Annotated in this window: 24 protein-coding genes; 18 read left to right on the top strand and 6 right to left on the bottom strand. The window is 63.3% G+C overall.

Going from position 1 to position 25558, the window contains the following annotated elements; genetic code table 11:
* Positions 1–11 precede the first annotated feature (11 nt).
* Positions 12–1664, top strand: a complete 1653-nt coding sequence (gene aceB / locus ACWRN3_RS12110; RefSeq protein ID WP_476740765.1) for a malate synthase A — start codon at positions 12–14, stop codon at positions 1662–1664.
* A gap of 65 nt (positions 1665–1729) precedes the next feature.
* A complete protein-coding gene (locus ACWRN3_RS12105) occupies positions 1730–1975 on the top strand; it encodes a hypothetical protein (protein ID WP_018770807.1) in 246 nt (81 codons plus the stop codon).
* Positions 1976–2631: 656 nt separating this feature from the next.
* On the opposite strand, the gene ACWRN3_RS12100 is transcribed toward ACWRN3_RS12105, so the two are convergent.
* Genes ACWRN3_RS12100 through ACWRN3_RS12075 form a run of 6 tightly spaced genes read right to left on the bottom strand, consistent with a single transcriptional unit; the run spans position 2632 to position 8184 of the window.
* The gene (locus tag ACWRN3_RS12100) at positions 2632–3579 is read right to left on the bottom strand and encodes an aldo/keto reductase (protein ID WP_476740764.1); all 948 of its coding nucleotides are present in this window, start codon (positions 3577–3579) and stop codon (positions 2632–2634) included.
* A 23-nt stretch (positions 3580–3602) separates the two neighbouring features.
* Positions 3603–4382, bottom strand: a complete 780-nt coding sequence (locus ACWRN3_RS12095) for an aldo/keto reductase (RefSeq protein WP_141181460.1) — start codon at positions 4380–4382, stop codon at positions 3603–3605.
* Positions 4379–5599, bottom strand: a complete 1221-nt coding sequence (locus tag ACWRN3_RS12090) for an MFS transporter (protein WP_476740763.1) — start codon at positions 5597–5599, stop codon at positions 4379–4381. The genes ACWRN3_RS12095 and ACWRN3_RS12090 overlap by 4 nt, the downstream gene beginning before the upstream one ends.
* Positions 5599–6723 (bottom strand): SDR family oxidoreductase, encoded by a 1125-nt coding sequence (locus ACWRN3_RS12085; protein ID WP_476740762.1) that lies wholly within the window; start codon positions 6721–6723, stop codon positions 5599–5601. The genes ACWRN3_RS12090 and ACWRN3_RS12085 overlap by 1 nt, the downstream gene beginning before the upstream one ends.
* Positions 6716–7429 (bottom strand): SDR family oxidoreductase, encoded by a 714-nt coding sequence (locus tag ACWRN3_RS12080; protein WP_018763830.1) that lies wholly within the window; start codon positions 7427–7429, stop codon positions 6716–6718. Before ACWRN3_RS12080 ends, ACWRN3_RS12085 begins: the two co-directional genes overlap by 8 nt.
* Positions 7430–7473: 44 nt before the next feature.
* Positions 7474–8184 carry a GntR family transcriptional regulator gene (locus tag ACWRN3_RS12075; RefSeq protein WP_324645022.1) on the bottom strand — a complete coding sequence of 237 codons (711 nt, stop codon included), beginning with the start codon at positions 8182–8184 and terminating at the stop codon, positions 7474–7476.
* Between the two features lie 71 nt (positions 8185–8255).
* On the opposite strand from ACWRN3_RS12075, the gene ACWRN3_RS12070 reads away from it, so the two are divergent.
* The 16 genes from ACWRN3_RS12070 (at position 8256) to ACWRN3_RS11995 (ending at position 25538) form a co-directional block, all read left to right on the top strand.
* Complete coding sequence (locus ACWRN3_RS12070; protein ID WP_476740761.1) at positions 8256–8603, top strand: cupin domain-containing protein; 348 nt, start codon at positions 8256–8258, stop codon at positions 8601–8603.
* A gap of 153 nt (positions 8604–8756) precedes the next feature.
* Entirely contained in the window at positions 8757–10175 is a 1419-nt protein-coding gene (locus ACWRN3_RS12065) for a DHA2 family efflux MFS transporter permease subunit (protein ID WP_476740760.1), read from the top strand.
* Positions 10176–10187: 12 nt separating this feature from the next.
* Positions 10188–10829, top strand: coding sequence for a GntR family transcriptional regulator (locus ACWRN3_RS12060; RefSeq protein ID WP_285245902.1), 642 nt, complete (start codon positions 10188–10190; stop codon positions 10827–10829).
* Between the two features lie 181 nt (positions 10830–11010).
* Positions 11011–11883 carry a fumarylacetoacetate hydrolase family protein gene (locus ACWRN3_RS12055; protein ID WP_476740759.1) on the top strand — a complete coding sequence of 291 codons (873 nt, stop codon included), beginning with the start codon at positions 11011–11013 and terminating at the stop codon, positions 11881–11883.
* A complete protein-coding gene (locus ACWRN3_RS12050; protein ID WP_476740758.1) occupies positions 11880–12788 on the top strand; it encodes an alpha/beta fold hydrolase in 909 nt (302 codons plus the stop codon). The genes ACWRN3_RS12055 and ACWRN3_RS12050 overlap by 4 nt, the downstream gene beginning before the upstream one ends.
* Positions 12789–12832: 44 nt before the next feature.
* On the top strand, positions 12833–14110 hold the full coding sequence (locus tag ACWRN3_RS12045; RefSeq protein ID WP_476740757.1) for a metal-dependent hydrolase family protein: 1278 nt from the start codon (positions 12833–12835) through the stop codon (positions 14108–14110).
* Positions 14111–14295: 185 nt separating this feature from the next.
* Positions 14296–14784, top strand: coding sequence for a DUF1097 domain-containing protein (locus tag ACWRN3_RS12040; RefSeq protein ID WP_476740756.1), 489 nt, complete (start codon positions 14296–14298; stop codon positions 14782–14784).
* A gap of 111 nt (positions 14785–14895) precedes the next feature.
* Positions 14896–15201: a ribosome maturation factor RimM gene (locus ACWRN3_RS12035; protein WP_018770794.1), complete on the top strand. Its 306-nt coding sequence runs from the start codon at positions 14896–14898 to the stop codon at positions 15199–15201.
* Between the two features lie 15 nt (positions 15202–15216).
* Complete coding sequence (locus ACWRN3_RS12030) at positions 15217–15726, top strand: flavin reductase family protein (RefSeq protein WP_476740755.1); 510 nt, start codon at positions 15217–15219, stop codon at positions 15724–15726.
* A 121-nt stretch (positions 15727–15847) separates the two neighbouring features.
* Positions 15848–16231, top strand: a complete 384-nt coding sequence (locus ACWRN3_RS12025) for an MFS transporter (protein WP_324645011.1) — start codon at positions 15848–15850, stop codon at positions 16229–16231.
* Between the two features lie 1534 nt (positions 16232–17765).
* Positions 17766–19160: an FAD-binding oxidoreductase gene (locus ACWRN3_RS12020; protein ID WP_255175352.1), complete on the top strand. Its 1395-nt coding sequence runs from the start codon at positions 17766–17768 to the stop codon at positions 19158–19160.
* A gap of 62 nt (positions 19161–19222) precedes the next feature.
* Positions 19223–20875: an ABC transporter substrate-binding protein gene (locus ACWRN3_RS12015; protein WP_324645009.1), complete on the top strand. Its 1653-nt coding sequence runs from the start codon at positions 19223–19225 to the stop codon at positions 20873–20875.
* Entirely contained in the window at positions 20872–21825 is a 954-nt protein-coding gene (locus tag ACWRN3_RS12010; protein ID WP_255175349.1) for an ABC transporter permease, read from the top strand. Before ACWRN3_RS12015 ends, ACWRN3_RS12010 begins: the two co-directional genes overlap by 4 nt.
* The gene (locus ACWRN3_RS12005; RefSeq protein ID WP_255175348.1) at positions 21822–22676 is read left to right on the top strand and encodes an ABC transporter permease; all 855 of its coding nucleotides are present in this window, start codon (positions 21822–21824) and stop codon (positions 22674–22676) included. The genes ACWRN3_RS12010 and ACWRN3_RS12005 overlap by 4 nt, the downstream gene beginning before the upstream one ends.
* 1 nt (position 22677) lies before the next feature.
* Positions 22678–24342, top strand: coding sequence for an ABC transporter ATP-binding protein (locus tag ACWRN3_RS12000; protein WP_324645008.1), 1665 nt, complete (start codon positions 22678–22680; stop codon positions 24340–24342).
* On the top strand, positions 24339–25538 hold the full coding sequence (locus ACWRN3_RS11995) for an aminotransferase-like domain-containing protein (protein ID WP_255175346.1): 1200 nt from the start codon (positions 24339–24341) through the stop codon (positions 25536–25538). The genes ACWRN3_RS12000 and ACWRN3_RS11995 overlap by 4 nt, the downstream gene beginning before the upstream one ends.
* The last annotated feature ends 20 nt before the right edge of the window (positions 25539–25558 follow it).

Here is a 25558-nt window from a genome sequence, read left to right as displayed (position 1 = left end):
AGGAGAATAAGATGAACAGCTTTACTGACAGCCTCACGATGAGTGGCATCATCTGCACCGGTCAACCCGTGCGCCGGCAGGACGAGGTGCTGACGCCGGAGGCCCTGAGGTTTCTGGCCGAGCTGCACCGGGCTACTGCTCAGCGTAGGCAGGAGCTGCTTGCGGCCCGTCCCGCACGCCGGGCCGCGATAGCGGCGTGGCAGGATCCGCGGTTCCTGCGCGAGACCGAGCACATCCGCAACGACCCGTCCTGGCGCGTCGCTCCCCCGGCGCCCGGCCTGGAGGACCGCCGCGTCGAGATCACCGGCCCGGTGGACAAGAAAATGACCATCAACGCCCTGAACTCCGGCGCCAAGGTCTGGCTTGCTGACATGGAAGACTCCTCCACCCCCACCTGGCGGAACGTCATCAAGGGCCAGCTGAACCTCACCGACGCCCTGGAACGCCGGATCGACTTCACCACCGAAGAAGGCAAGGAATACAAGCTGAAGGCGGACGGCGACCTGCCCACCATCGTGGTCCGCCCCCGCGGCTGGCACCTGCCGGAAAAGCACATGCTCATCGACGGCCAGCCCATCGCCGGCGGCATCGTGGACTTCGGCCTGTTCTTCTTCCACAACGCCCGCCGCCTCCTCGCCCAGGGCAAGGGCCCCTACTTCTACCTGCCCAAGATCGAGAACCACCTCGAAGCCCGGCTCTGGAACGACATCTTCATCCTGGCCCAAGACCTGCTCCGCATCCCCCAGGGCACCATCCGCGCCACCGTGCTGATCGAAACCATCACCGCAGCGTTCGAAATGGAGGAAATCCTCTACGAACTCCGCGACCACGCCGCAGGCCTGAACGCCGGCCGCTGGGACTACATCTTCTCCCTGATCAAGAACTTCCGCACCCGCGGCCCCCGCTTCGTCCTCCCGGACCGCAGCCAGGTCACCATGACACAGCCGTTCATGCGCGCCTACACCGAACAGCTGGTCAGGGCCTGCCACAAGCGCGGCGCCATGGCCATCGGCGGCATGGCCGCAGCCGTTCCCAACCGCAAGGACCCCGAAGCCAACGCCAACGCCCTCGAAAAGGTCCGCGCAGACAAGACCCGCGAGGCCAACGACGGCTTCGACGGCTCCTGGGTAGCCCACCCCGACCTGGTGCCCGTCTGCCGCGAAGTGTTCGACAGCGTCCTCGGCAGCAAGCCCAACCAGCTGGACCGGCTCCGCGAAGACGTCACCCCCGATGACCGCGCCCTGATCAACGTCGCTGCCACCACCGGCACCATCACCGAGCAGGGCATCCGGAACAACATCGAAGTGGGCATCCGCTACATCGAATCCTGGCTCCGCGGCAACAGCGGCGTAGCCATCCACAACCTCATGGAGGACGCCGCCACCGCGGAGATCTCGCGCTCCCAGCTGTGGCAGTGGATCTACGCCCGCGCCATCACCGACCAGGGCGAGATCATCAGCCACGAATGGGTGGAAGAACTCCTGGACGAGGAATTCGCCCGGCTGGAACGCTTCGACGGCGACCGCTTCGAGGACGCCCGCGACATCTTCGAGGAAGTCACCCTCAGCCGTGAGTTCCCTTCCTTCCTCACCCTCCCCGCCTACGCCCGCTACCTGACCGAAGCCCGCGAAAAGGCCACCGTCGAGGAACTCGCCGCGGCATAGCAGGAAATCACACTTCAACGAACCATGGACCGTGGCCGTGTGGTCCGTCCAGCAAAGGAGAAATTGTGTCCAATGCTCCGCTTCTCGGCTCGGACCTTATGTCGAACTCGGTGCTTCCGCTTTCCCTTGAAGTGATCGTGAAGGAGTCCGCAAGCAGGGATGAACAGCTCAACCGTGCCGTCAATGTGCTCATACCCGGCGCCCTAGAGCGGGGACAGGGCATTGCCGTGATACAACGCGACTATGACAAATACACCGTCCGCGTTGATGAGAAAGTGCCATGCGGAACGATACATGAATCACGTCAGTAGACCTCGAGGAACTTGGTGCCTGGTGAATGCATGAAATAGGTAAACCATATGAATGCGCCGCAAAACACCTTTCTTTGTTCGGCAGGCTCTCTAAACGTCGATTAACCCAAGAGGCTCATGAGATCGGAGTGCGCCCCTGATGAGCTACACCTCAACCCAACGTTATAGCGCCTGATTAGGACTGATTCGCCTGCGGTGGAGTCCCAGGCTGCTTGCCAGACAGGTGCAGGACCGCCAGAGTTGGCATGGCGGGGCCAGCCCCCACTGGTTACAGTCAAACCCCACACTTCGGCTATTTCACTTATGGCTTGGCGGGTTCACCCCTCAGCTTCCTGCCCCTCGAACTGTCAGTGTGGGATCTCTGAGAACAGTTGAGCGGCTGTCAGTGAAGCGGATTTGCACGCAATTCTGACGCAAACGTTGGCTCATCGAACGACATCAGGAAACCTCGCAGGGTACCGGCACGCACCTTTCGGCTAATTGACGGAATCTGCATTATCAGCCTTTGAAAACAGACAAGGGAGTGCTCGGTAGGGCTACTTCCGGCCGATATCGTGACGGTTTCTGCTCAAGCTCTCCCAGTCCAAACTGCCCCGCCCTGCGTCTAGCCGCCGGGCGGGGCCACGACCAGGCCGCGAAACGCTCCCTTTTGTTTATCAGGCCGGAATGAGGGAGGACATCTCGTCGAGGCGTTGGATTTCCAGTTCCGTGAGGGTCAGGGAGGCTGCTGCCATGAGGTCGGGCAACTGTTCCGCGGTGCGGGCGCTGGCGATTGGGGCGGCGATATTGGGTCGGGTGAGGAGCCATGCGAGAGCTGCTGTCGCAATAGTGGTGCCTCTCTCCTGTGCGATGTCGTCGAGGACGGAGATGACCCGCAAGCCTTCGGTACTGAAGTAACTGCCTGCCATCCGTTCTCGGGGTGTGCCTACGAGGTCTTCACGGGTCCGGTATTTGCCGGTGAGGAATCCGCTAGCGAGGGACCAGTAGGGGATGACCCCGAGCCCGTTGGCAGCAGCCAGTGAAGCGAGTTCGCCCTCGAAGCCGGTTCTGTGTACCAGGTTGTAGTGCGGCTGGAGGGCCATGGGACGGGCATAGCCGTTGTCGTCCGCGATCCTGATCCATTCCCTGATCCGGTCCGCGCTGTAGTTGGAGAGGCCGACGTGACGGACTTTTCCGGCGATGACGAGATCATCGAAGGCTCCGACGGTCTCCTCCAGAGGCGTGGTCTCGTCATCGAAGTGCGCATAGTAGAGGTCGATGTAGTCGGTGCCGAGGCGTCGCAGGGATGCTTCGGAGGCTGCCACGATGTTTTTTCGGGACAAGCCGGGAAAATCGGGGTGCTGGCTGACTTTCGTTCCGATGATGACCTGGGACCTGTTGGAGCGCCGTGCCATCCAGTCTCCGATGATGGTCTCGGATTCCCCTCCGGTGTTGCCCTCGGCCCAGGCCGAGTAGCTGTCTGCTGTGTCGATGAAGTTGCCGCCCTGCTCAGTGAAGGCGTCCAGGACAGCGCGGGACTCTGTTTCATTGGAGGTCCACCCGAAGGTGTTTCCGCCCAGGGCGATCGGAAAGATGGTCAGGTCGGAATGACCAACGGTAGGCATGAGGTGTCCTTGAGGTGTCGGGGTCAGTCGGAGAGCGCGTCGATGGCTTCCATCTCGGCCGTGTTTAGGGCGAACCCGTCCAGGTCGAGGTTTTCGACGATCCGTGCGGGATTGGTTGAACGCGGGATTGTCACGATCTGCTTTTGGAGCATCCAGCGAAGGACGATCTGGGCGACGCTGACGTCATGGTCTTCGGCCAGGTAAAGCAGTGTCTTGTTATGCAGGACCGGACCCCCCTGACCCAGCGGTGACCAGGCTGTCGTGACGATGCCGCGTGCGGTATTTTCCGCGACCAGGCTCTTGCGCTGCCGTAGAGGGTTTAGTTCGATCTGGTTTACCGCGGGGGTGACGTCCGAGTGCTGGGCCAGCAGGTCAAGATCGGCGGCTTCGAAGTTTGAAACACCGATGGAGCGGACGGTTCCGCGTTCCAGGAGTTTTTCCATGGCCCGCCAGGTTTCGGTGATCAGGCGGGAGTCCGGCTGGGGCCAGTGGATGAGATAGAGGTCGATGACGTCGGCATCGAGCAGGCGGCGTGAGGTTTCGAACGCCTTCAGGGTTTGAGCGTAGCCCATGTCGCCGCGCCATACCTTGGTGGTGAGGAAGACGTCTTCGGGGTTTAGCCCTGCGTCCCGGATCCCCTGACCTACGGCCTGTTCGTTCGCGTAGAAGGTTGCGGTGTCAAAGGCGCGGTATCCGGCGCGCGCGGCGGCGGCAATATCGGCGCGGGCGGTCTGCCAGCACCCGTATCCGACCGGCGGGATGCTCGCTCCGGTATTCAGCCGGATGTTTCCTGCGGTGGTCATGTTGTGATCCTTTCCTTGCCAGGGTTTGGTGTGGTGCGTTTCTGGTGCGTTGCGGACGCGAACCAGATAACGAGGGCTATGAGAACGAAGGCGCCAGCCTGCACGCCGACGAGGGGCATCCCTCCGGCGCTGAAGGCGACCGTGCCCGTGAAGGCTCCGGCTGAGCCGCCCAGGAACACTGCGAACATGAAGACCGTGTTGGCCTGGGCTGATTGGACCGGGTTCGCCGCCAGGGTCCGGGCCTGGTTAGCGGAGAGGATTGTCTGGTTGGCCCAGGTGATGACGAACATGCTCGCACCAAACAGGACGGCCGACGAGGGATCTATGATCACCGACAGCACGCCCAGGAGCAGGACCAGCAAGAACACGAGACCGACCGGAAGGGGCCCGAAACGGTCAACGAAGCGACCGCTGAATGGGGTAGCGATTCCGGCGGCAAGTCCGACGGCCCCGAAAAGGCCGGCCGAGAGGACGCTCCAGCCGAAGCCAGGTCCGGTGAGGTGGAGCACCGTGACCGTCCACAGGGAGTTGAAGGTGGCGAACACGAAGAACTGCATCAGCGCAGACTGGATCAGTTCAGGGCTCCGCCGGCTCAGCTGAAGGGTCGAGGCCAGCAGGTGCCGGTACTTGCCGCCGGCGGCGTGCAGCTCGAGCTCTGTGGCCAGGGCAGTGCGCAGGAACGGCAGCACGGCCAGGACCAGGACGGCGAAAGACAGGACGACCCACCGCCATCCGATGGTCTGGACGAGCAGGCTTGCGATGATCCGGCCGCCAAAAATGCCGATCAGCAGGGCGCCGGCCACTGTTGCCAAGGCAGCGCCCTCCTTCCCTTTGGGGGCTAACCGGCTCGCGGCCGGGATGAGGATCTGGGCAATGTTTGCCACCAGGCCCACTGCCAGGAATCCCAAGGTGACTCCCACAATCTCGGGCAGCACCGCCGTTACCGCAAGGGCCGCGGCAAGGAGAACCGACTGAATCGTGACCTGCCGCCGGGGCTGAACGCGGTCAGCGAGGGGAACCAGCAGGAAGATGCCGATGGCGTAACCGGCCTGAACGCTGGTCGCGATGACACCGGCCGCTGCCGGGGCCACGCCAAAACCAGCCGCCAGCACCGTCAGCATGGCCTGTGGCAGGTAAATAACGCTGACCGCTGTAGCTGCGGCGACCGCAAGAACGGTCAGTCTGGCGGCCCAGGACCATTCCCGCGCATTGCCCATCAGGGCACGTACCTTTCAGATGACTGGCTGCTTAGCACAACGGGCGGAATGATCCGATCGGCCTCAAGTTCACGGAAGAGTTCCAGGAACCGGTCTTCGCTGTCGAGGCAGTCGGTGAAGCCGGCCTGGCGGGCCTTAATGGTGGAGGAGACGTTGTCGAACCCGGACCGCAGCAGGAAGTCGCCGAATTCCCATCCGACCAGGTCTTCATACGGAGTCGGGACCAACGAGTGCCGGGCCACCAGCCGCTCCCAGACGTTTTTGAGCTGAGGCATCGCGTCAGCCAGGGGCACCGGCTGGGGTTCGGCGTAATCCATGCCGAGGTGACGGGCGAAGGCCGGCCACAGCTGGCGCCAACGGAACTGGTCACCGTTGGTGATGTTGAAGACTTCGCCGGCGGCCTGTGGATCCGAGCCCGCCCATACTGTGGCCCGGGCAAGCAGCCCTGCATCGGTGACCTGATAGAGGGCGTCAAAGGCGGCAATCGTGCCGGGAAACCGTAGCGGCTGGCCCAGTTCACGACAGATGCTGGCGTAGACGGCGATCACCATCAGCAGGTTCATTGGGTTGCCGACAGCGTAACCGACTACCCCTTCGGGACGCAGGATGGTCAGGTCAAAGCCGCGCTCCGCTGCGGTTTGACGCAGCAGGTCCTCCTGGTCGTAGTAAAAGTTCGGCTGCACGAGGCGCGGGTCCCGCTCCTTGGCCGGTGTGTTGAAGTAACCCGGATGCGCCCCGTAGGCCTTTCCGCCCTTATACAGGGTGACGTGACGCAGTGGGGCACCGGCGCTGTAAAGGCCGTCAAGGGTATTGCGCAGCAATCCGACGTTGGCCTCTGAAAGCTCCCGGGACGTCGGGCGCTCGGCGTAAGCGCCGAAGACCAGATGCGTTGTGTCTTCGGCCTCAGCCAGACCTGACGCGGAGGCTGCGGGATCGCTGAGATCTACCGACAAGTGGTCCCAGCCGGCGCCCTGGACGGGGCGCCGGCTGATGCCGCGAACCTGCCAGCCCTGACGTGCATACTCATCGGCGGCATGCCGTCCGATCACTCCCCCGGCCCCGGCAACAAGCACGCTGCCCTTCCGGCGGGGCTGGTCCGGATCCCTGAGGTGCTGCTCAGACAAGGCGGGCTCCGCCGTCAACGTGGTGGATTGTTCCGGTCGTGAAGCCGTTATCGATCAGGTGCAGGACTGTAGAGGCGAGATCCTCAGGACGTCCGATGCGGCCGGTCGGCAAGGATTTGGCCTGCTGTTCAAAAGCTGCTGCTTTTTGGTCGTCGGGGAGGTGGGACCAGCCCTCGGTGTCGGTCATGCCCGGGCTGACGGCGTTAACCCGGACGGGAGCTAGTTCGACGGCGAGAGAACGGGTGAGGCCTTCGACGGCGGCATTCACTGCTGTCACGGCGACCGTGCCGGGCGCGGGGCGGTCGGCGGCGACGCCGGAGAAGAAAGTGATGCTGCCGGTGTCCGGCAGCAACGGCCCGAAGACCTGGACGGCGCGGTAGTAACCCCAGAATTTTGCTTCGAAGACGTTCCGGGCGTCGTCGATGGCAAGTTCCCGGAAAGGGGCATAGGCCAGGGCGGCGGCGGAGAGGACCAGGTGGTCGATAGGGCCTGTTGCCGCAGCGGCTGCCCGGATGCTGTCCATGTCAGTGAGGTCAATCTCGAGGCCGACGGCGCCGCCGCCAATGTCCCGGGCCGTGGCCTGCGCGCGGGATTGCGTGCGTCCGGCAACGATGACCGCGTCACCGCGTGATGCCAGCAGTTTCGCGGTGTCGCGACCTATGCCGGAGGTTCCGCCGATAATCAGTACTGTCTGCGAGGTGCTCATGCCGATGTTCCTTTGGGTTCGGGCCGTGAAGGCAAATTGGTCAGTTACGGGGTGGTGCACAGGGCGCCGGTGGAACCCGGATCCCTGGTGACGTATGAGCAGGCATGGCTTTTCAAGAGGCGGGCCGCCGCGGCGGCTTGACCCGCTTCGAGGGCTGCCATGATTGCGGCGTGTTCTTCCACCGAGTTGGGGAAGCCAACCTGGTCGTGGGCAGCGCCTACGAGGGTGAGCATTTCGATTCCCAGGGCGTTCCAGGCCCGGGTGAGTGCATCGTTGCCGGCGCTTTCAACGATGTGGCGATGGAAGCGTGTGCTGTGGAAGCACAGCGCGATGAGATCGCCGTTTTCCTGCGCGGCCCGCATTCCGTCCAGCGCGCTGGCCAAGTCCGTTGTCTTGCCCTTCAGATGACGTGCAGCGGAATGTCCGGCGATTTCCTCGAGGGCGGCCCGGACGGGGTGGGCCTGTCGCAGGTCCTCGCTGTCCAGTTCCCGAACGCGGCAGCCCTTATTGGGTTCGGACTCTACAAAACCCATGCCCGCAAGGTCCCGCAGCGCCTCCCGCGCAGGTGTCTGGCTGGTGCCCAGGCTCCGGGCTATCTCCAGTTCTGTCAGGCGCTGGCCCGGGACGTAGGTCCCATCCACGATCCTGGCCGCGATGTGGTCGCGGACGCGGACGCGCAAGGGCGTGGCAACCAGGGGGCCGCCGGAAGAGGAGTCCGGATCCTTCACGGTGGACTCCCCCGCTGTCACTGTCATTTGTTGCTTACCTCCCTTAGATGAGCCTTACCAACCTAGATAATACATTATCGATAATGGATAATTGATTTGTGACTGAAGAAGAGATCGATCCCACGCTCACCGACCATGGTCCCGCGCCTTATGTCCTGGACATCGAGAGTGCTACGGAGGCCAACGATGACTACCGAAGGACAATCTGGACGGGCGGCCGGCTGCAGGTCACCGTCATGGCCATTGCCCCGGGGGACGACATCGGACTGGAAGTGCACCAGGACGTGGACCAGTTCCTGCGGGTGGAGAGCGGACAGGGCAAGGTCCAGATGGGTCCGGCAGCCGGGAACCTGATCCATGAATGGGACGCTCGGGACGGCGATGCGATCTTTGTTCCGGCCGGAACCTGGCACAACGTCACAGCCGTCGGCGCTGTCCCCCCCTAAGCTCTACTCGATCTATTCACCACCGGAACACCCGCACGGCACTGTGCAGACCACAAAATCCGATCCCGAATAACTGACCACACATCGATCGGACGCCTGCGGCGGATCAACGTCCGACAATGCGGATCCCGATCCGAAAGGAACGCCAAGCTAATGCCTGAAAGAAGCATTTCCCGGCTGACGGCCGTGGCCGTGACCCTGGCTGTCGTCATGGACCTGCTGGATACCACCGTGGTCAATATCGCGGTGCCTACCCTTCAGGAGGAGTTCGACGCCGGCCCTGGGCCGGTCCAGTGGGTGATCACCTCCTATCTTTTGGCGATCGCGGTGTCACTGCCGATGAGTGGCTGGATCAGCCGCAGTCTGGGCCAGGGCCGGGCATTCCTGATCGCGCTGGGAATCTTCGGGATGGCCTCGGCCCTCACTGCCTTGGCATGGTCCCTGCCGGTCCTCATCGCGTTCCGGGCTCTACAGGGTCTCGGCGGAGGGTTGATCCTCCCGATCGGCATGGCCATGCTTTTCGCCGCGTTCCCCGCCGACCAGCGGGCGAAGGCCTCCGCGCTCATTTCGGTGCCGGCGGCCCTCGCCCCGGTCCTGGGCCCGCTGATCGGTGGGTGGTTTGTGCAGGACATCGGCTGGCGGTGGGTCTTCTGGCTTAACGTGCCCATCGCCCTCGCCGCCATTCTGACCGGCCTGCGTTTGCCGGCGCAACGGCCGGCCACCCCCGGTGCCCGGTTCGACGGCGTTGGCCTTGTACTTGTCTCGGCAGGCCTTGTGCTTTTTGTGCTGGGTCTTACCGGAGCCGAAAACGGATACCCCGCCGCTCTGCCCCTGATCGCCATCGCCACCGCAGTGCTGCTCCTGGCCGGATTCGCCGTGCGGCAGCTCCGCCGCGAAGATCCCCTGCTCAATGTCCGGCTGCTCGTCAATCGGGAGATCTGGAGCAGCAACCTCGCCTTCCTCCTGACCGCCCTGTCCTATGGGGCGCTACTGTTTCTGCTCCCGCTGTATCTCCAGGGCCACGGCGGGATGTCCCCGCTGGACAGCGGATTCATGACATCCCTGCATGCCGTCGGCATCCTGCTGGCCACCCCGGTCACCACGCGCCTTACCCGGCGCACGGGCCCGCGTGCGCCGCTGGCTGCAGGATTGGGTCTCATGGCAGCGGGAGCGGGGGCACTGTCACTGGCGGGCCAGACAACGCCGGGGTGGCTGTCGGCAGCCGCGATTCTGGTTGCGGGTGCGGGTTTCGGCACAACCATCGTCCCGCTGCAGACGGCTACCGTCACCGGACTGCACGGTCCGGAGCTGGCCGACGGTTCGACAATCGTGAACATGGCCCGGCAGATCGGCATGGCGGTCGGCGTGGCCGCCGCCGCTGCTGCCCTCAATGCCTTGAACAGCACCAACGGCCCCGGTTCCGGATATGCCGGCGCGTTTCTCCTCGCCGCGGCCCTGGCAGCGCTGGCCATTGTCCCCAGCCTGGCCTTCAGGGACCCCAAGCCCGCACCGCGAGATCCAGAACATGCCCCGAAACGGCCTGAACGGACGGGCGCCACGAGAGCATCATGAAAGACTGGGGAAATGGCGGTATCAGCAGCATTTGAGAACGAGAGCCTCTCGGAAAAGGTCAAGCGCACCATCGTGGACAGGGTCGTTGACGGCACCTACCCTCCCGGTATGCGCCTCGTGGAGCTCCAGCTCGCCAAAGAATTCGGCGTCAGCCAAGCGCCGGTCCGCGAGGCCCTGCGGGAGCTGTCCTCCACACGGCTGGTCGAAAACATCCCCCGCCGCGGAACCTTCGTCCGGTCCGCCTCCCAGGATGACCTCGCCGAAGTCTACTTCGTCCGCCTCGCGCTCGAGGGAACCGCCGCCGCCGCCGCATATCCGGCACTGCACGCCGACCCTTCGCCCCTGCGCAATGCGTTGGCGGGTATGCGTGAGGCCGCGGCGACGAATGACGCCCACGGCATCGCCAAGTACAGTACCGACTTCCACCGGGCTGTTGTGGTTGCGACCGGGAACCGGCTGATGCTGGAGATCTGGGATTCCCTGTATGTTGAGGCCCGCACCATGGCCACCGTCGTGCGCGGCCACGTCGACCTGCACGCAGCGGCCGAAGCCCACGTCCCGATCCTGGAAGCCTTCGAGAGCGGCACGCCGGACCTCTGCACCAAGCTCGTCATCGAACACCAGCACGAGTACTCCATCCTCCCCCAGGAATAGGCCCTTCATCCTCCCCCAGGAATAGGCCCTTCATCCTCCCCCAGGAATAGGCCCTTCATCCTCCCCCGGAAGGGCCCGCACCCCTTCCAAAAGAAATTATCGATAATCGCTTGTGATGCCAGTCACGGTCGTGTAGAGTCAGCTCATCAATTATCGATAATCGATTCGAAGGGGAATCACTTTGAAACTCGTTACGTTCCGCCACAACGGCACCCAGCAGACCGGCGTCCTCAACACCGACGCCACCACGGTGACTGCAGTACCGGGCGGGCAGGACCTGCTCTCACTCATCGACAACTGGGACAGCGCAGCTGCCCAGCTCGCCGCCGTGACCGGGGAAGCAGTCCCCGCGACCGACGTCGAGCTGCTGGCCCCCATCCCGCTCCCCCGCCGCAACATCTTCTGCGTGGGCCGCAACTACGTCGAACACGCCAAGGAATTCGCCAACTCCGGCTACGACGCAACCGCAAGCGCCACACCCCAGCCGGAATACCCGGTGGTGTTCACCAAGGCACCCTCCACGGTCATCGGCACCGGCGCGGAGGTTGACCCGCACACCGGCGTCACCTCCGAACTCGACTACGAAGCCGAACTCGGTGTCATCATCGGCACGGGCGGCCGCGGCATCAGCAAGGCCGACGCGCAGGACCACGTCTGGGGCTACACGATCATCAACGACGTCACCGCCCGTGACCTCCAGAAAGACCACAAGCAGTGGTTCCTGGGCAAGAGCCTCGACACCCACTGCCCCATGGGGCCCTGGGCCGTAACCCGCGATGAAGTCGGCGACGGGCCCCTGGACCTGCTCTGCACCGTCAACGGCGAAACCCGCCAGAAGGCCACGACAGCGGACCTGATCTTCGACATCCCCACCATCATCGAAACAATCAGCGCCGGCATCACCCTCCAGCCCGGCGACATCATCGCAACCGGCACCCCGGTCGGCGTCGGCATCGGCTTCACCCCGCCGCGCTTCCTGACCAGCGGAGACGTCGTCGAGATCACCATCAGCAAGCTCGGCACCCTGCGGAACCGGATCGGAGAAGGCCGATGAGCACCGCGACCATCCCCGCAGGACTGACAGCCGTCGGAACCCAACACCTCTTCGTCGAAACCACAGGCACCGGAGAGGATGTTGTCCTGGTCCACGGACTGGGCGGCACCACCAGCTTCTACGAACCCCTCGTCGCCTCACTTGCCGAACGCTTCCGCGTCACCCGCTACGACTTCGCCGGACACGGCCGCTCGCCCCGGGTGGGGGAACTTAGCCTGGAATCCCTGGCCGCCGAATTGGCCCTGGTCATCGAATCCCAGACCACGACAGGCCGCGCCCACCTTGTTGCCCACTCGATGGGAACCCTCATCGTCCAGCAGCTGGCCTCAACACGTCCTGACCTGGTCCGGGAAATCGTCCTGCTCGGCCCGGTCCGCGAACAGGCCCAGGCAGCCAAGGAAGCCACCCGGGCACGCGCGGCCCTCGTCCGCGAAAAGGGCATGGCCGCGGTGGCCGACACCGTCGCGACCGCCGCCACGGCCGATCATGCAGCGATCGGGAACCCGCTGGTGCGCCCCTTCGTCCGCGAACTGCTCCTGGGCCAGGACCCGGAAGCCTACGCGCAGGCCTGCGAAGCCCTGGCCTCAGCAACCAACCCGGACCTGGCCAGGATCCAGTCCAAGGTGCTGCTGCTGACCGGCAGCGAAGACAAAGTCAGCACACCGGAATCGAACGAGGCCATCGCAGGGGAGCTGGGCCAGGCCGAACTCCTGGTCGCCCCGGGCACCGGCCACTGGACGGTGCCGGAGGCGCCGGACTTCGTCACCGCCGCGGTCCTGGACTTCCTCACCGGTTCCACGCTCAAGCCGGAGACGAAGAAGACGTGTGCCTGCAGCAGCTCCAGCCCCGGCTGTCAGTCACGCCGCCAGCAGACCATCACCATGCAGATCCGCAAAGCCCCCTAACAACCGCACCACCGTCTCCAACTCAAGATAAGGACAACGAAGTCATGTCGAAAACCCTCTTCACCAACGTCAACATCCTCGACAGCACCGGCGCCCAGCCCTTCCTCGGCGAAGTGCTCGTCGTCGATGAGCGCATCACCGACGTCCGTCCCGGCACGGGCAACCTGCCCCGCGAAGGAGCCCGCGTCATCGACGGCCGCGGCCAGACCCTGATGTCGGGCCTGTGCGACGCACACACCCACTTCACCTGGAACGACGGCGACCTCAACAGCCTGGAAACCATGAACGTTGAGGAACACCTGCTGCACACCGTCGAGTCCGCCAAGTACTACATCGACTACGGCTACACCATGTGCTTCGGGGCGGCCAGCGCCAAAAAGCGCCTCGACGTCGTCGTGCGCGACGCCATCAACGCCGGCCGGATCCCCGGCCCCCGCTACCTGGCCAACGGCCAGGAAATCGCCACCACCGCAGGGGACCTCGTGCCCGGCATCACCCAGATCGCCGACGGCGTCGAGGAAATGCGCAAAGTGGTCCGGGAAACCATCGGGCTCGGCGTGGACCAGATCAAACTCAGCATCTCCGGTGAGGAAATCACCGGCACCAAGGCAGCCACCGACACCTACATCACCGAAGAAGAACTCCAGGTCGCCGTCGACGAAGCACACCGCCGGCACGTGCGCGTATGCACCCACGCCCGCAGCCGCGACTCCGTCCTCATCTCCCTGAAAACCGGCGTCGACATGATCTACCACGCCTCCTACATCGATGACGAAGGCATGGACCTCCTCGAGGCCGCCAAAGACCGCGTCTTCGTCGCCCCGGCCATCAACTGGCTGGTCGCAACCCTCCAGGACGCCGAAGCCTTCGGCTACTCCCACGAGGCAGCCGAACAGGCAGGCTACGCCCGCGAACTCGACATCGCTGTCAAAGCAATGCAGGAGATGCGCCGCCGCGGCATCCGCGTGCTGCCCGGCGGAGACTACGGCTTCGCCTGGACACCCCGCGGCACCTACGCCCGGGACCTGGACCACTTCGTGAAGCTCTTCGGCTACACCGAAATGGAAGCCATCATCGCCGCCACCGCCCTCGGCGGGGAACTCTTCGAAAAGCCCAACGAACTCGGCAAGGTCCTGCCCGGCTTCTACGCCGACATGATCCTCGTCGACGGCAACCCGCTCGCAGACATCACCATCCTGCAGGACATCAACAAGATCACCGCAGTGATGAAAAACGGCGAGTTCCACCGCGCACCGGTGGAACCCACGCCTGCGACTCCCGACAACGCGGACCCCGCCGACCTTGCCCTGACCCACCTCTAAGACACTCCCCACGTAGTACGGCCCCGGCGTCCTTGCCGGGGCCGTACCGCCAGATTCACCCGCACCCGAAAGTGCTAACACCCGCTCCGCGTTCTGCGCACTTCAGCGAAGCCTGCACATGCACACTCCCTCAGCTTTCCTTTTCAAAAAGACAATGACGCCATTTTGACCCTAAGGAACTACCCATGAAGCCCCTTGTCATCATCGGAATCACCGCCGGCATCTTCGCCGGGCTCTGGACCCAATTCAGCACACCCCTGGGCCTTATAACCTGGGTCGGATTCCTCTCCTGGGCATGCTTCTTCGCAGCCGGCGGAAAACGTGCCGGACTCCTCAAAACGATCCCTGCCAACCTCTCCGGAGTCCTCTGGGGCGCCATCATCGTCTGGGGAGCGGCGAACCTCCCCATCCCCGGCGCGCTCGGCATCTCCGTCGCCATCGCAGCGTTCGCCATGTGCGTCCAGGCCCGCTGGAGCCTCCTGGGCTTCATCCCCGGAGCGTTTGCCGGATGCGCCGCCTACTTTGGCGCCACCTTCGACGCGGCCGGCACCTGTCTGGCCTTGATCGTCGGCGCCTGCCTTGGGTGGCTCTCCGAATACACCGCGGGGCTCCTCACCTCGGCTAAAAAGGACCAGGCATCCGTCCCGGTCGCGGACACGCAACCCGTCGCCTGAACCACAGCAAGCCTGCTCGACCCGCCAACCCCTCTCAGGTGCCACCGGCCAGCTCCCCGGCGGTCGGTGGCACCTGACCCCACCCTGCCCGCCGCCACCTAAGGAACCGTGATGAACGCACCAACAGCCCATGCTGCGGCCGGGTCCTTCCCGATCGAACGCAGAACCTTCACCCCCCACCCGCCACAGTCCTACCGGCTCGATGACTGGTTCCATCTCCCGACAACAGCAACAGTGGAAATCCGCCGAAACGGCACATACGTCAGAACCGCACGCATCGAAGATGCCACCCCCGACTCCCGAATGCTGTGGCTCGCACCCGAAGGCGTCGACTCACGCATCCTCATCGACAAACTCGACGGATACGAAGTGTGGATTGACGCCGAGCAGCTCTACTACATCCAGCAACACCGGTAACCGAAGGAGGCAGCCATGACTATCGTTACCGAACGGCCCGGCACTCTCGATCCCACCCACGTGCGGGACACCATGTCCATGGTGCCCACCAGCGTCGCCGTCGTCGCCGGACAGTCTGAACTCACCGGTGACCGTGCCGCCATGATCGTCGGATCGTTCGTCTTTATCTCCGTGGACCCGTGCCTGGTCGGCTTCTTCATCGGCCACGAGTCTTCCAGCTGGCCACAACTCAACAAGGCCACCGTGCTGGGCATCAGCGCTCTTGCATCAACACAGGCGCAGTTCTGCCGCAAGCTGGGTAAAAAGGACGCGGACCGCTTCGATGACAGCTTCTGGATCCAAGGAGCATACGGTGCCCCTCTGGTCGCAGGCGCAGTCGCGGCCTTGGAATGCCAAATCGAGAACGTCACGCCCATCGGGGACCACGCCTTTGTCCTGGCCAGGGTCCTGGGCCTCAACACCGGGAGCGCCAAAGATCCCTTGGTCTTCCAAAACCATGAATTCGCGGGACTCCTCCCCCGCTAACGCCCTTTGCGTCCGCGCGCAGCAGCTTGAAATGCATTCACCTCGCACTAGGCCAGGGCACCGGACGCCGCCGGAGGGAAAGGCAGGGGCACGATGGTCCACACGATGGAAGCCGGCCTGAATGCCTCTGCCATCAGCTTCGCCGGAAACGTCAACTAAATGCCAACGACGGATCAGTTACCCGACAATCCAGGCCGAGCTGTTCCCGGCCTCTGTCCGGGTCTCCGGAATCGGCTTCGCACACCAGATCGTCATCGCCGTCTTTGGCGGCACCGCACCACTGATCGCCGCCGCGTTCGTCGGCGCCGGACAGCCCATGTTCGTCGCGGTATACATGATCGCCATCGTCGCCCTCTGCCTCGTCGTTTACTTCACACTCCCCGAGACCGGCAGCCGGGGCGGACGTGCCACCGTCGCTCCCGCAGACCCCGAAGTGCTGAAAGGTGAGCACCTGCTCGTCGAGACTCCACACAGCGGGATGCAGGCGCATAATTCCAAGCCGTAGACCTCCATTTCCTCCACAAGTCTGGACGTGAGGAAGGCCCTCGACCGACTCCGGTCGAGGGCTTTCCCCTTCCCCGCTAGGGCCGGCTCCAAGATGGAGTTAGACCCTAAGTTGACGTAAGGCCGCACGTCAGGCAGGGCTTGAATGAGGTGTGGTCGTTCATTTCCCACGTTGTCTTGGAAAAGCTCTTGGATCGAACCCTGCCACTTCTGTCTTAGCGCAACGTTGACCCCGTCGGGTCCCGATTACTGCAAACTGCAGCGCGGAGTCTCTCGAGCCGGGACGACCGTAGGCCCAATCCCCGGCGCTTGGTCCAAGCACTCGGTGTGTCAGAAGGCCGCGCCCGTTCCTGGGCGTCGTAGTGGCCCGCTCCCCCACAATTTTGTGCGACCTGCAGCCAAGCCTGCTTCGCCTTTATCCTTCTGCTCTTCACTGGGCCGTTCCCCGCCGCAGTCAGGGCGGCACATGGCGCCCTTGATCCGACATGCCCTTCCGTGCTCCTAGCCAGCAGGGACTCTCATAAAGCAGACGTAAGTGTGGACACTGTCCACACCCAATTTGGCAGGACAAATCGAGCGCATACGGCTCCGGCGGCGGTTGCAAGGAGCCCTTCAATAAAATTGCCGTACCAACGGCGGCTACGTCATGTTGTACCCGCTACCTCGGACCATGAATAGGTGTTGGACAACCACGCCCACCACACAGAACCGAAACGAGGAAGCATCTAACCGCACCACAGCAGGCGGAAGGCCCACCAGCCAGGGACTTGAACCCGCCGCCCCACACAGCCCGCGACCCAACCCGTCAGATGACGCGACCGCAAGCTTTGTCAACACGTCAAAGCAAAATCGCCCCTGACGAGGGAATACTTCGTGCCCGAGGTGGGACTCGAACTACATTCCAGCCATTGCAAACACTGGGAACCGGCGAAAATATGCGGAATTCGAGCCAGTCCGACGGAAGAATCACCGAATCAGAAGCGGAGAGTGTGGACAATGTGCACACTCCTACTTTTGAGCAAGTTACGCCCTGTCGAGGCTGACAGAGTCTCCATTGTCGGCGTTACCTAGAAGATCGCAATGGACCGCAAGAAGGAGAAGGCCATAACAGGCAGCTTGTTCATGTATGGCCCTTCCAGCCTCTGTTCACCGCCCGAGGTCCACACCGCGTCCGTCTACAACGATGACTGCGAGCGTCATGTGTCGATCTTCCTAACGCGATAGCCCCCCTTGTAAAGCACGCTCATAAGCGCACAGCGATCCAGTCGGCTTGGGCCCCGTCACATGACGTTTTGCGTGCACCCACAAGGAAACATGGCGTCCTAAATCGTCGCGATATAACGAAAATGGAATCACCGCGTCGCCCTGTTGAGAACTGTTTATCGAAGTTTCACGGAACTCGCATCCGAATTCCGAAGGCAGGTAATTTCTAATGACCCAGCCATTTAGCAGGCCGGGATAATCATCAAAGCCTTTGGGTGCTTCGCTGCAGGGAACCTCTGTCTTGTCATGCACCCGGACAGAAAGAAACCGGCATGACAATCCAGCAAACCGAGGCATCAACCATCCACGCCTACCTTGGGCAGCTGCAAAATATCGAGGTCATCAAACCTGGCCCGCAGACAACCCGCTACAGCCACGACGCCGCCACCGCCAAAACCGCCTCTACAGCGCAAACGGAAGGTCCCGCCGTCGTGCTTCCTGCGACAGCAGCCGACGTGCAGCAGGCCGTGAAGCTCGCCGCGGAACTCGGCATCACGGTGGTCCCCCGCGGTGCCGGCAGCGGTCTCTCGGGGGGTGCAACTGCTACGCCACACCAAGTGGTCATTTCCACGGAAAAACTCAATCGCATTATCGAAGTTTCCCCACTGGATGAAGTAGCCGTAGTTGAACCGGGCGTTATCAACGCAGAACTCAACAAACACCTCGAACCCTACAACCTTTTCTATGCACCGGATCCCGCTAGTTTCGACATTTCCTCAATCGGCGGCAATATTGCCACCAACGCCGGCGGACTTCGGTGCGCCAAGTACGGGGTGACCCGTGAATCGGTCCTGTCACTCGACGTCGTACTCGCCGACGGAAGTCTCATCACTGTCGGTCACCGCTCCATCAAGGGCGTCACCGGCCTGGACCTGACCTCGCTGTTTGTCGGTTCCGAGGGCATCCTGGGCGTCGTCGTAAGCGCAACGGTGAGGCTGCGACCCATCCCTGTGGCGCGCAAGACTGTGAGCGCCTTCTTCGACAGCACCGAAGAGGGAACGGCAGGTCTCGCCGCAATCACACTTTCACAGGTACGCCCGGCCGCGATCGAGTTCTTCGATACCCCGAGCCTTCAAAACATCGACGCGCACTCCGGCACCACCCTTCGTGACCGCGGCGCCGCGTTGATCCTGATCGAGCTGGACGGTTACGGCATCGACGACCAAGCCGCAGACCTCGCAACCGCCCTGGCCGCCGTGGCCGGACGGGTCACTGTGGAAGCGGACGACGACGCTGTGCGGCTTTGGGAACTGCGGCGCAGCGGCCGAGGACTCCCGTCGGAAAAGTGGTACATCGGCGAGGACATCGCCGTGCCAAAGTCCCAACTAGGCAAGGTCTACGCCGCTTTTCCAGCGCTCGAAGCCCGGTTCGGAGTCGACATTTCTGCGGTGTCCCACGCCGGCGACGGGAACCTTCACCCACTCATCACCTTGGACAAAACGCCCGACGACGGCCTCAACCCACCAGCCGCCCTGCTGGAAGCATCCACTGAACTCGTCAAGGTGGCGCTTTCGCTTGGCGGAACCGTCACCGGTGAACACGGCGTGGGCACCATCAAGAAGGAATGGGCCGCGCTTGAACTGTCCCCGCGAAGCCGCGAACTCCAACACGCCATCAAAGCAGCGATCGACCCCCAACAGCTGCTTAATCCGGGCAAGGCCATCTAGGACCGGCCAGGAAACCCCAAAACAACCCCACGCAGTCCCCCAAACGCATCCAGGAGCACTCCATGAACTCGTTCAACACCCCTGAATTCCGCAGGCGCGCCTTCCTCGCGGGTCTGGGCGCCCTGTCCACCTCTGCCCTGATCACTGCCTGCGGCGGCCCTGCGGCCAGCACCGCCGCGAACGGCGGAACACCGGTGGAGGGCGGCAACATCACCTTCCTGATCCAGGGCTACGACACCGGCTGGGTCCCCAGCAAGACCGCAATCTCCAGCTACGAGGGCAACCTTTGGGGCCAGATCACGGACAAGCTGGTCTACGTCAATGAGAGGGGTGAGCTCAGCCCGTGGGTTGCCGAGAAGTGGGAGGAACTTAACGGTGCCAAGGACTTTGTCCTGCACCTGAAGGAAGGTGTGACCTTCTCCGATGGGACCCCGCTGGACGCGGCAGCCGTGGTTGCCAACCTGAACGCCTGGGCAAAGGGTGACTCTGCCCGCGGCATCAGCAAGGTCGGCCTGTTCCCCTCCACCAACTTCGTATCCGCCGAAGCCACCGATCCGAAAACAGTCAAGGTCAGCTTCTCCTCCCCGGCCCTCGGCTTCATTGCCACACTGGCCTACCACGGCTGCATTCTCCTCTCCCCCAAGACCCTGGCTTTGCCGGTCGAAGCCCAGGCGGACCTCAGCCAGGAAATCGGCAGCGGTCCGTTCGTGGTCAAGTCGTGGAAGCAGGGCGACAGCTACGTGCTCGAGAAGCGCAAAGACTACAACTGGGGCCCGGCGGCACTCGGCCACACCGGCCCGGCACGTCTGGACACCCTTACCTACAAGGTCATCAAGGACACCTCGGTCCGCACTTCCACTGTGGTTTCCGGCCAGGCGGATGTCGCCTTCAACGTAGAGCCGCAGGAAATTGAATCCCTCAAGGCCCAGGGCTTCACCGTCGGCACGCCCCGCTATCTTGGTTTCGTCGACGGATTCCAGGTGAACACCACGGCCTTCCCCACCAACGAACTCGCCGTCCGCCAAGCCATCCAGCACGGCATCGACCGCGAAGAGATCCGAAAGACGGTCTACACGGACGACTGGAACGCCGCCACCACATTCATCCAGGGCAACGTCCCCGAAGCCGGCGACTTCAGCGACTCTTTCAAGTTCGACCCCGGGAAGGCCAACAAGGTGCTGGACGAGGCCGGCTGGACCAAGGGTTCCGATGGGTACCGCGCCAAGGACGGCAAGACCCTCGAGTTCACGCTCACGCCCAACCCTTACGTCCCCTCCACCAAGGCCGAGGATGAACTCATCGCCCAGCAGCTGAAGAAGGTAGGCATCAAGGTCAACCTCAAAGTGGTGGACGTAGCCGGCTATGCAGCAATCCAGGCCAGCAAGCCGCCGCTGTTCCAGACCTCGCGCAGCTTCGTCGATGTTGGAACGGTCGCTGGTGTCCTGACGAGCCAGAACAAGGGCGAGGACTGGTTCAGCGTTGGCACCAGCGACCAGAAGCTGAACGACCTTTCGACGGCGATCGCCACCGCCTCGGACAGGGCTTCCCGTGAGAAGGTTGCCGACGAACTGCAGAAGTACGTCTTGGACCAGGCCTATTTTGTTCCCCTTAATCAGCTGGTCCAGCGCCTGTACCTGATCAGCCCGAAGCTCAAGGATGTCCAGTACAACGGCCTGGCCTACGCGAACTTTTACACCGCTTGGATTTCACAGTGACCGGCGATTACAAGCGCTTTGCCCTCACACGTGTGGGTCAGGCGGTCCTCGTTGTCCTCCTCGCCTACGTCCTGACGTTCCTGATCATCAGCGTGCTTCCCGGTGACGCGATCACCAACACACTCCGGGACCCGCAGCACGGCCTCAGCGAGGAGGACATCCAGCGGATCGTGGCCTTCTATGGACTCGATCAACCGGTGATCGTCCAGCTCCTCCTGTCACTCAGCCGGTTCCTGACGGGTGAACTAGGGTTTTCGCTGCAGTCCAACCTCCCGGTGAGCCAGATCGTCGCGGATGCCCTGCCCTCCACCCTCACACTGGCGTCGAGTGCACTGGTCATCGCGATCGTCTTCGCCCTAGCCATCGCGTACGGCGCCCAGTACCTTCCCGCAAAATGGGCTGCGATTGTCCGCTCCATCCCGTCGTTCTTCCTGTCCGTGCCGAACTTCGTGATCGGCCTGGTCCTGATCGAGCTCTTCGCTTTCCGGCTCCATTCGTTTACCACCACGGATCCGAACAGTCCCGTGGCCACACTCTTCGCCGCCATCACCTTGGCAATCCCCGTCTCGGCTCCGCTGGCCGAAGTGTCGATTGCCAGTCTGGACCACGAATCCCGGCAGGAGTATGCCGTCGTGGCCCGTTCCCGTGGACTGACGGAAGCCAAGCTTTTCGCCAAGCACCTGGTGAAGCCGTCGGCCCTTCCGTCTGTGGCGATGGTGGCACTGATCGTGGGCGAACTCCTTGGCGGCTCGGTCATCACGGAAACCATCTTTGGCCGCGACGGGATCGGAACCGTGGTGCAAAAGGCCGTGACGGGTGAGGACCAGCCCGTTCTTCAAGCAGTCGTATCCCTTTCGGCCGTGGTGTTCGTGGTCTTCAACCTCCTGGCAGACCTCGCCTCGCCGCTGCTGGATCCGCGCGTCAAACTCCGGGAGAAGGTAAGCGCATGACCGCCCTCCTCAGCAACCCCCAGTTGAACCAGGCAGAACCCACGAAGCGCAAACTGACGGACGGCCTTCCGCCGGTCACAGTGATCCTGTCCTTTGCCGTGGTTCTCCTCGTCATCCTGTGGTCCCTCTTACCGGGTATCTTCACGCACTACAGTCCGATTGCCGGCGACACCGCGAGCAAACTGGCCGCACCCAGCACAGAACACTGGTTCGGGACAGACTACCTTGGCCGGGACCAGTACGCCCGCGTGGTCTCCGGGACCGCCTCCTCGGTAACGAGCGCCTTGGTCGCGGTCCTGATCGGCCTGGTGGTGGGCGGCATCATCGGCCTCGCCACCGGGTTCCGCGGCGGCTGGACCGACTCCGTCCTTGGCCGCTTCGTCGACGTGCTTCTTGCCATTCCGGGCTTCCTCCTGGCCGTGGTCATCGTCAGTTCCCTGGGTTTCCAGACCATCAACGCGGCCATCGCAACCGGTGTATCCGCCGTCGCGGTTTTCGCCAGGCTGATGCGTGCGGAGGTGATGCGCGTCCGCGGGGCCACGTACGTCGAAGCCTCCTATCTGGAAGGCGGCAACCGCCTCCACGCCCTGCTGGGACACATCCTGCCCAACGCCTACCGCTCCGTGCTGGTCCTGGCAGTGCTCCAGTTCGGCACGTCCATCCTGATCATCGCGTCACTGGCTTTCCTCGGCTACGGCGATCCACCCCCCGCCTCGGACTGGGGTTTGCTGGTGGCCTCCGGCAAGACTTACGTCACCGCGCCGTGGCTCGTGTACGCGCCGGCGTTGGTCATCGTCATTACTGTCTTATCCGTCAACCGCATCAGCCGCTGGCTGCGAAAGGCGAAGTGACATGAGCTCCCTACTAACAGTGCAAAATGTGTCGATCGCGTATGACCGTGCCGCCGTCGTCCATGATGTGTCGTTTTCACTCGCCAAGGGCGAGAGCCTCGCGCTGATCGGCGAGTCCGGTTCGGGCAAGTCGACCATCGCGAAAGCCATCCTCCGGTTGCTTCCCCACGGTTCGTCTGCCACCGGCACGGTGGAGCTGAACGGCAAAGATCTCCTGTCCCTGCCGGAGAAGCAGTTCCGGCAGTACAGGGGCCGGGAACTCGGGTTTATCCCGCAGGACCCGGCTTCGGCGCTCAATCCGGTCCGTACCATTGGCGCACAAGCGCACGAAGCAGCCGCGTTGCTCGGCGAAACCGAGCCCGCGGTACGGCGCCAAAAAATCCTTCGGGTGCTGAAGCAGGTGGGCCTGCCGGATCCTGCCCGGGTATACGACTCCTATCCTCACCAGCTTTCCGGCGGGATGCTGCAGCGCGTTCTCATTGCCCTGACGGTGCTGCCGCGGCCGTCTCTCATCGTGGCTGACGAACCCACCTCAGCCCTGGATGTCACAGTGCAGAAGCTGATCCTGGACATGCTGACGGAACTGCGCAGCGAGCTGGACATCAGCCTGCTCCTCATCACGCACGACCTCGCGATCGCCGCCGAGCGCGCTGATTCCCTGGTGGTCCTGAAGGATGGAGCGGTGCAGGAAAGCGGCACGTCCCGCGAAATCTTCGCGACACCCAAGACCGAGTACGCAAGGAATCTCCAAGCAGACGTCCCAGCCTTGCACCCGGACAGGTACCGCAACCAGCGGGTCACCGCTGATGCAGCGCCCGACGGCGGCTCCCGGCCTGGCGTTGCCGGCTCACCTTCCGTTCCGCCTGCACAAATTGACGTGCGCGAGGTCACCAAGCGCTTCACCGCCGGAGGCAAGGAAGTTCTTGCCGTTGACGGTGTCTCTTTCTCCGTGCAACGCGGACGCACCCACGCCCTGGTTGGGGAATCAGGATCGGGAAAGACAACGGCTGTGCGGCTGCTGCTCGGTCTTGAACAGGCGGACGGCGGGGAGATTGCAGTAGCCGGCGAATCGACGTCGGGCCGGTCGCGGGCCGAAGTCCGCGAGATCCGCCGCCACCTCCAGCTCGTGTACCAAAACCCGTTCACGTCCCTGGATCCCACCTGGAAGGTCAGCAGGATTATCCGGGAACCGCTGGACCAATTTGGCGTGGGGACGAACGTGGAACGCGCAGAACGTGTCCGGGACGCTTTGGAAGCCGTGGGCCTTCCCGAATCCGTGGCGTCACGCCGGCCTGCGAATCTCTCCGGCGGCCAGCGGCAGCGGGTCGCCATCGCACGCGCGCTCGTGGTGCGTCCCGACGTCGTGGTTTTGGACGAACCGACATCCGCACTCGACGTGAGCGTCCAAGCGGGAATCCTGGAACTGCTGTCCAAGCTGCAGCGCGAGCTTGGCCTGACGTATCTCTTTGTTTCCCACGACCTCGCATTGGTACGGCAGGTGGCCGACACAGTCTCCGTGCTGCGGCGCGGCCAGGTCGTGGAGCACGGCGCTGTAGAGGACATCTTCCTGCGACCGCAGCATCCCTATACACAGTCACTCTTGGACGCGATCCCGTTGGCCGCGCCTGTATCCGGAACCAAACAACTAGCGAGGGCATCAGCATGACCGTGAATCTGACAACTACCCGCAGGCCTGCCCTGATCGAGGCCTTCACAGCGCCCAAGGGTTTCGGTGATGCGACCCTGCGCGATAAGCGTCCGGACGCAATCGAACTCCTGGGCGGGATCCCGGACCCGGGCGTCCTCCCCACCGCGGAGATCGCGGAAGCAACGGCCCGCGTGCTCGCCACACCCGGAGTTCCGGCCCTGCAGTATTCGCGGACAGAGGGCATCTCACCACTACGCGAATGGATCGCGGAACGTGAAGGGGTGTCCGTTGACCGCATCCTGATCACCAACGGCGGCTTCCACGGCCTTTCCCTGGCCATCCAGGCCGTGGTGGAACGAGGCGACCTGGTGGCCGTGGATAACCCGATCTTCCCGCTGTTCCTGCGCGGCTTGCAGCTCTCGGACGCCAAGACCCTCCCAGTGTCCGTCGGTCCACGCGGGCTGGACGTCGACCAGCTCAGTGACCTGTTGCGGGGCGGCGCCCGTCCATCCGCCCTCTACACAGTGCCGGATTTCCACAACCCCTCGCAGGGCACCCTGCCAGGTGAATCCCGCGCGGAACTCGTGCGGCTCGCGGAGCACTACGGCTTCGTGATCCTGGCGGACAATCCCTACCGCGAGCTGCGTTTTGCCGGAGAGCAGGAAAGCGTGGCGGAGTTCAATAACTCGGACCACGTCCTGCACATCAACACCTTCACCAAGACACTCGGTCCAGGACTGCGGCTTGGATGGACCGTGACTCCCGAGCACTTGGCCCGCGACCTCGTGGCGCTTCGCAGCCGCCAGGACTCGCACAGCTCCACCCTGGTCCAGGCAATCATCGGCGAGCTCGTCACGTCCGACCCCGGAATCTTCGACGCCACGCTGAACAAGGCACGTGCCCTGTACCGCAACCGTGCAGAAACATTGGTTACTGCCCTGCACCGCGAAGCACCCGGAGCATTCGAGATAGTGCTTCCCGAAGGCGGACTGTTCCTCTGGCCCAAGCTTGCCGATGCGGCCATTGATGCAGACCAACTGGCTGCGGATGCGAGCACCGAGGGTGTCGAATACCAGCGCGGCTCATTCTTTCCGTCCGGCCCCGGCACCGATGCAGACCGCCACTTGCGCCTGGCCTACGGAGACGTCGATGAACCAAAACTGGAACAAGCAGCGGTCCGTCTGGGACGGGCACTTTCGCGCCAATGGAGGTAGTCGCCTTCAGCGAAAGAGCA

The organism is Pseudarthrobacter sp. rb (assembly GCF_056389225.1).
This window is presented reverse-complemented; position numbering and strand designations above follow the sequence as displayed.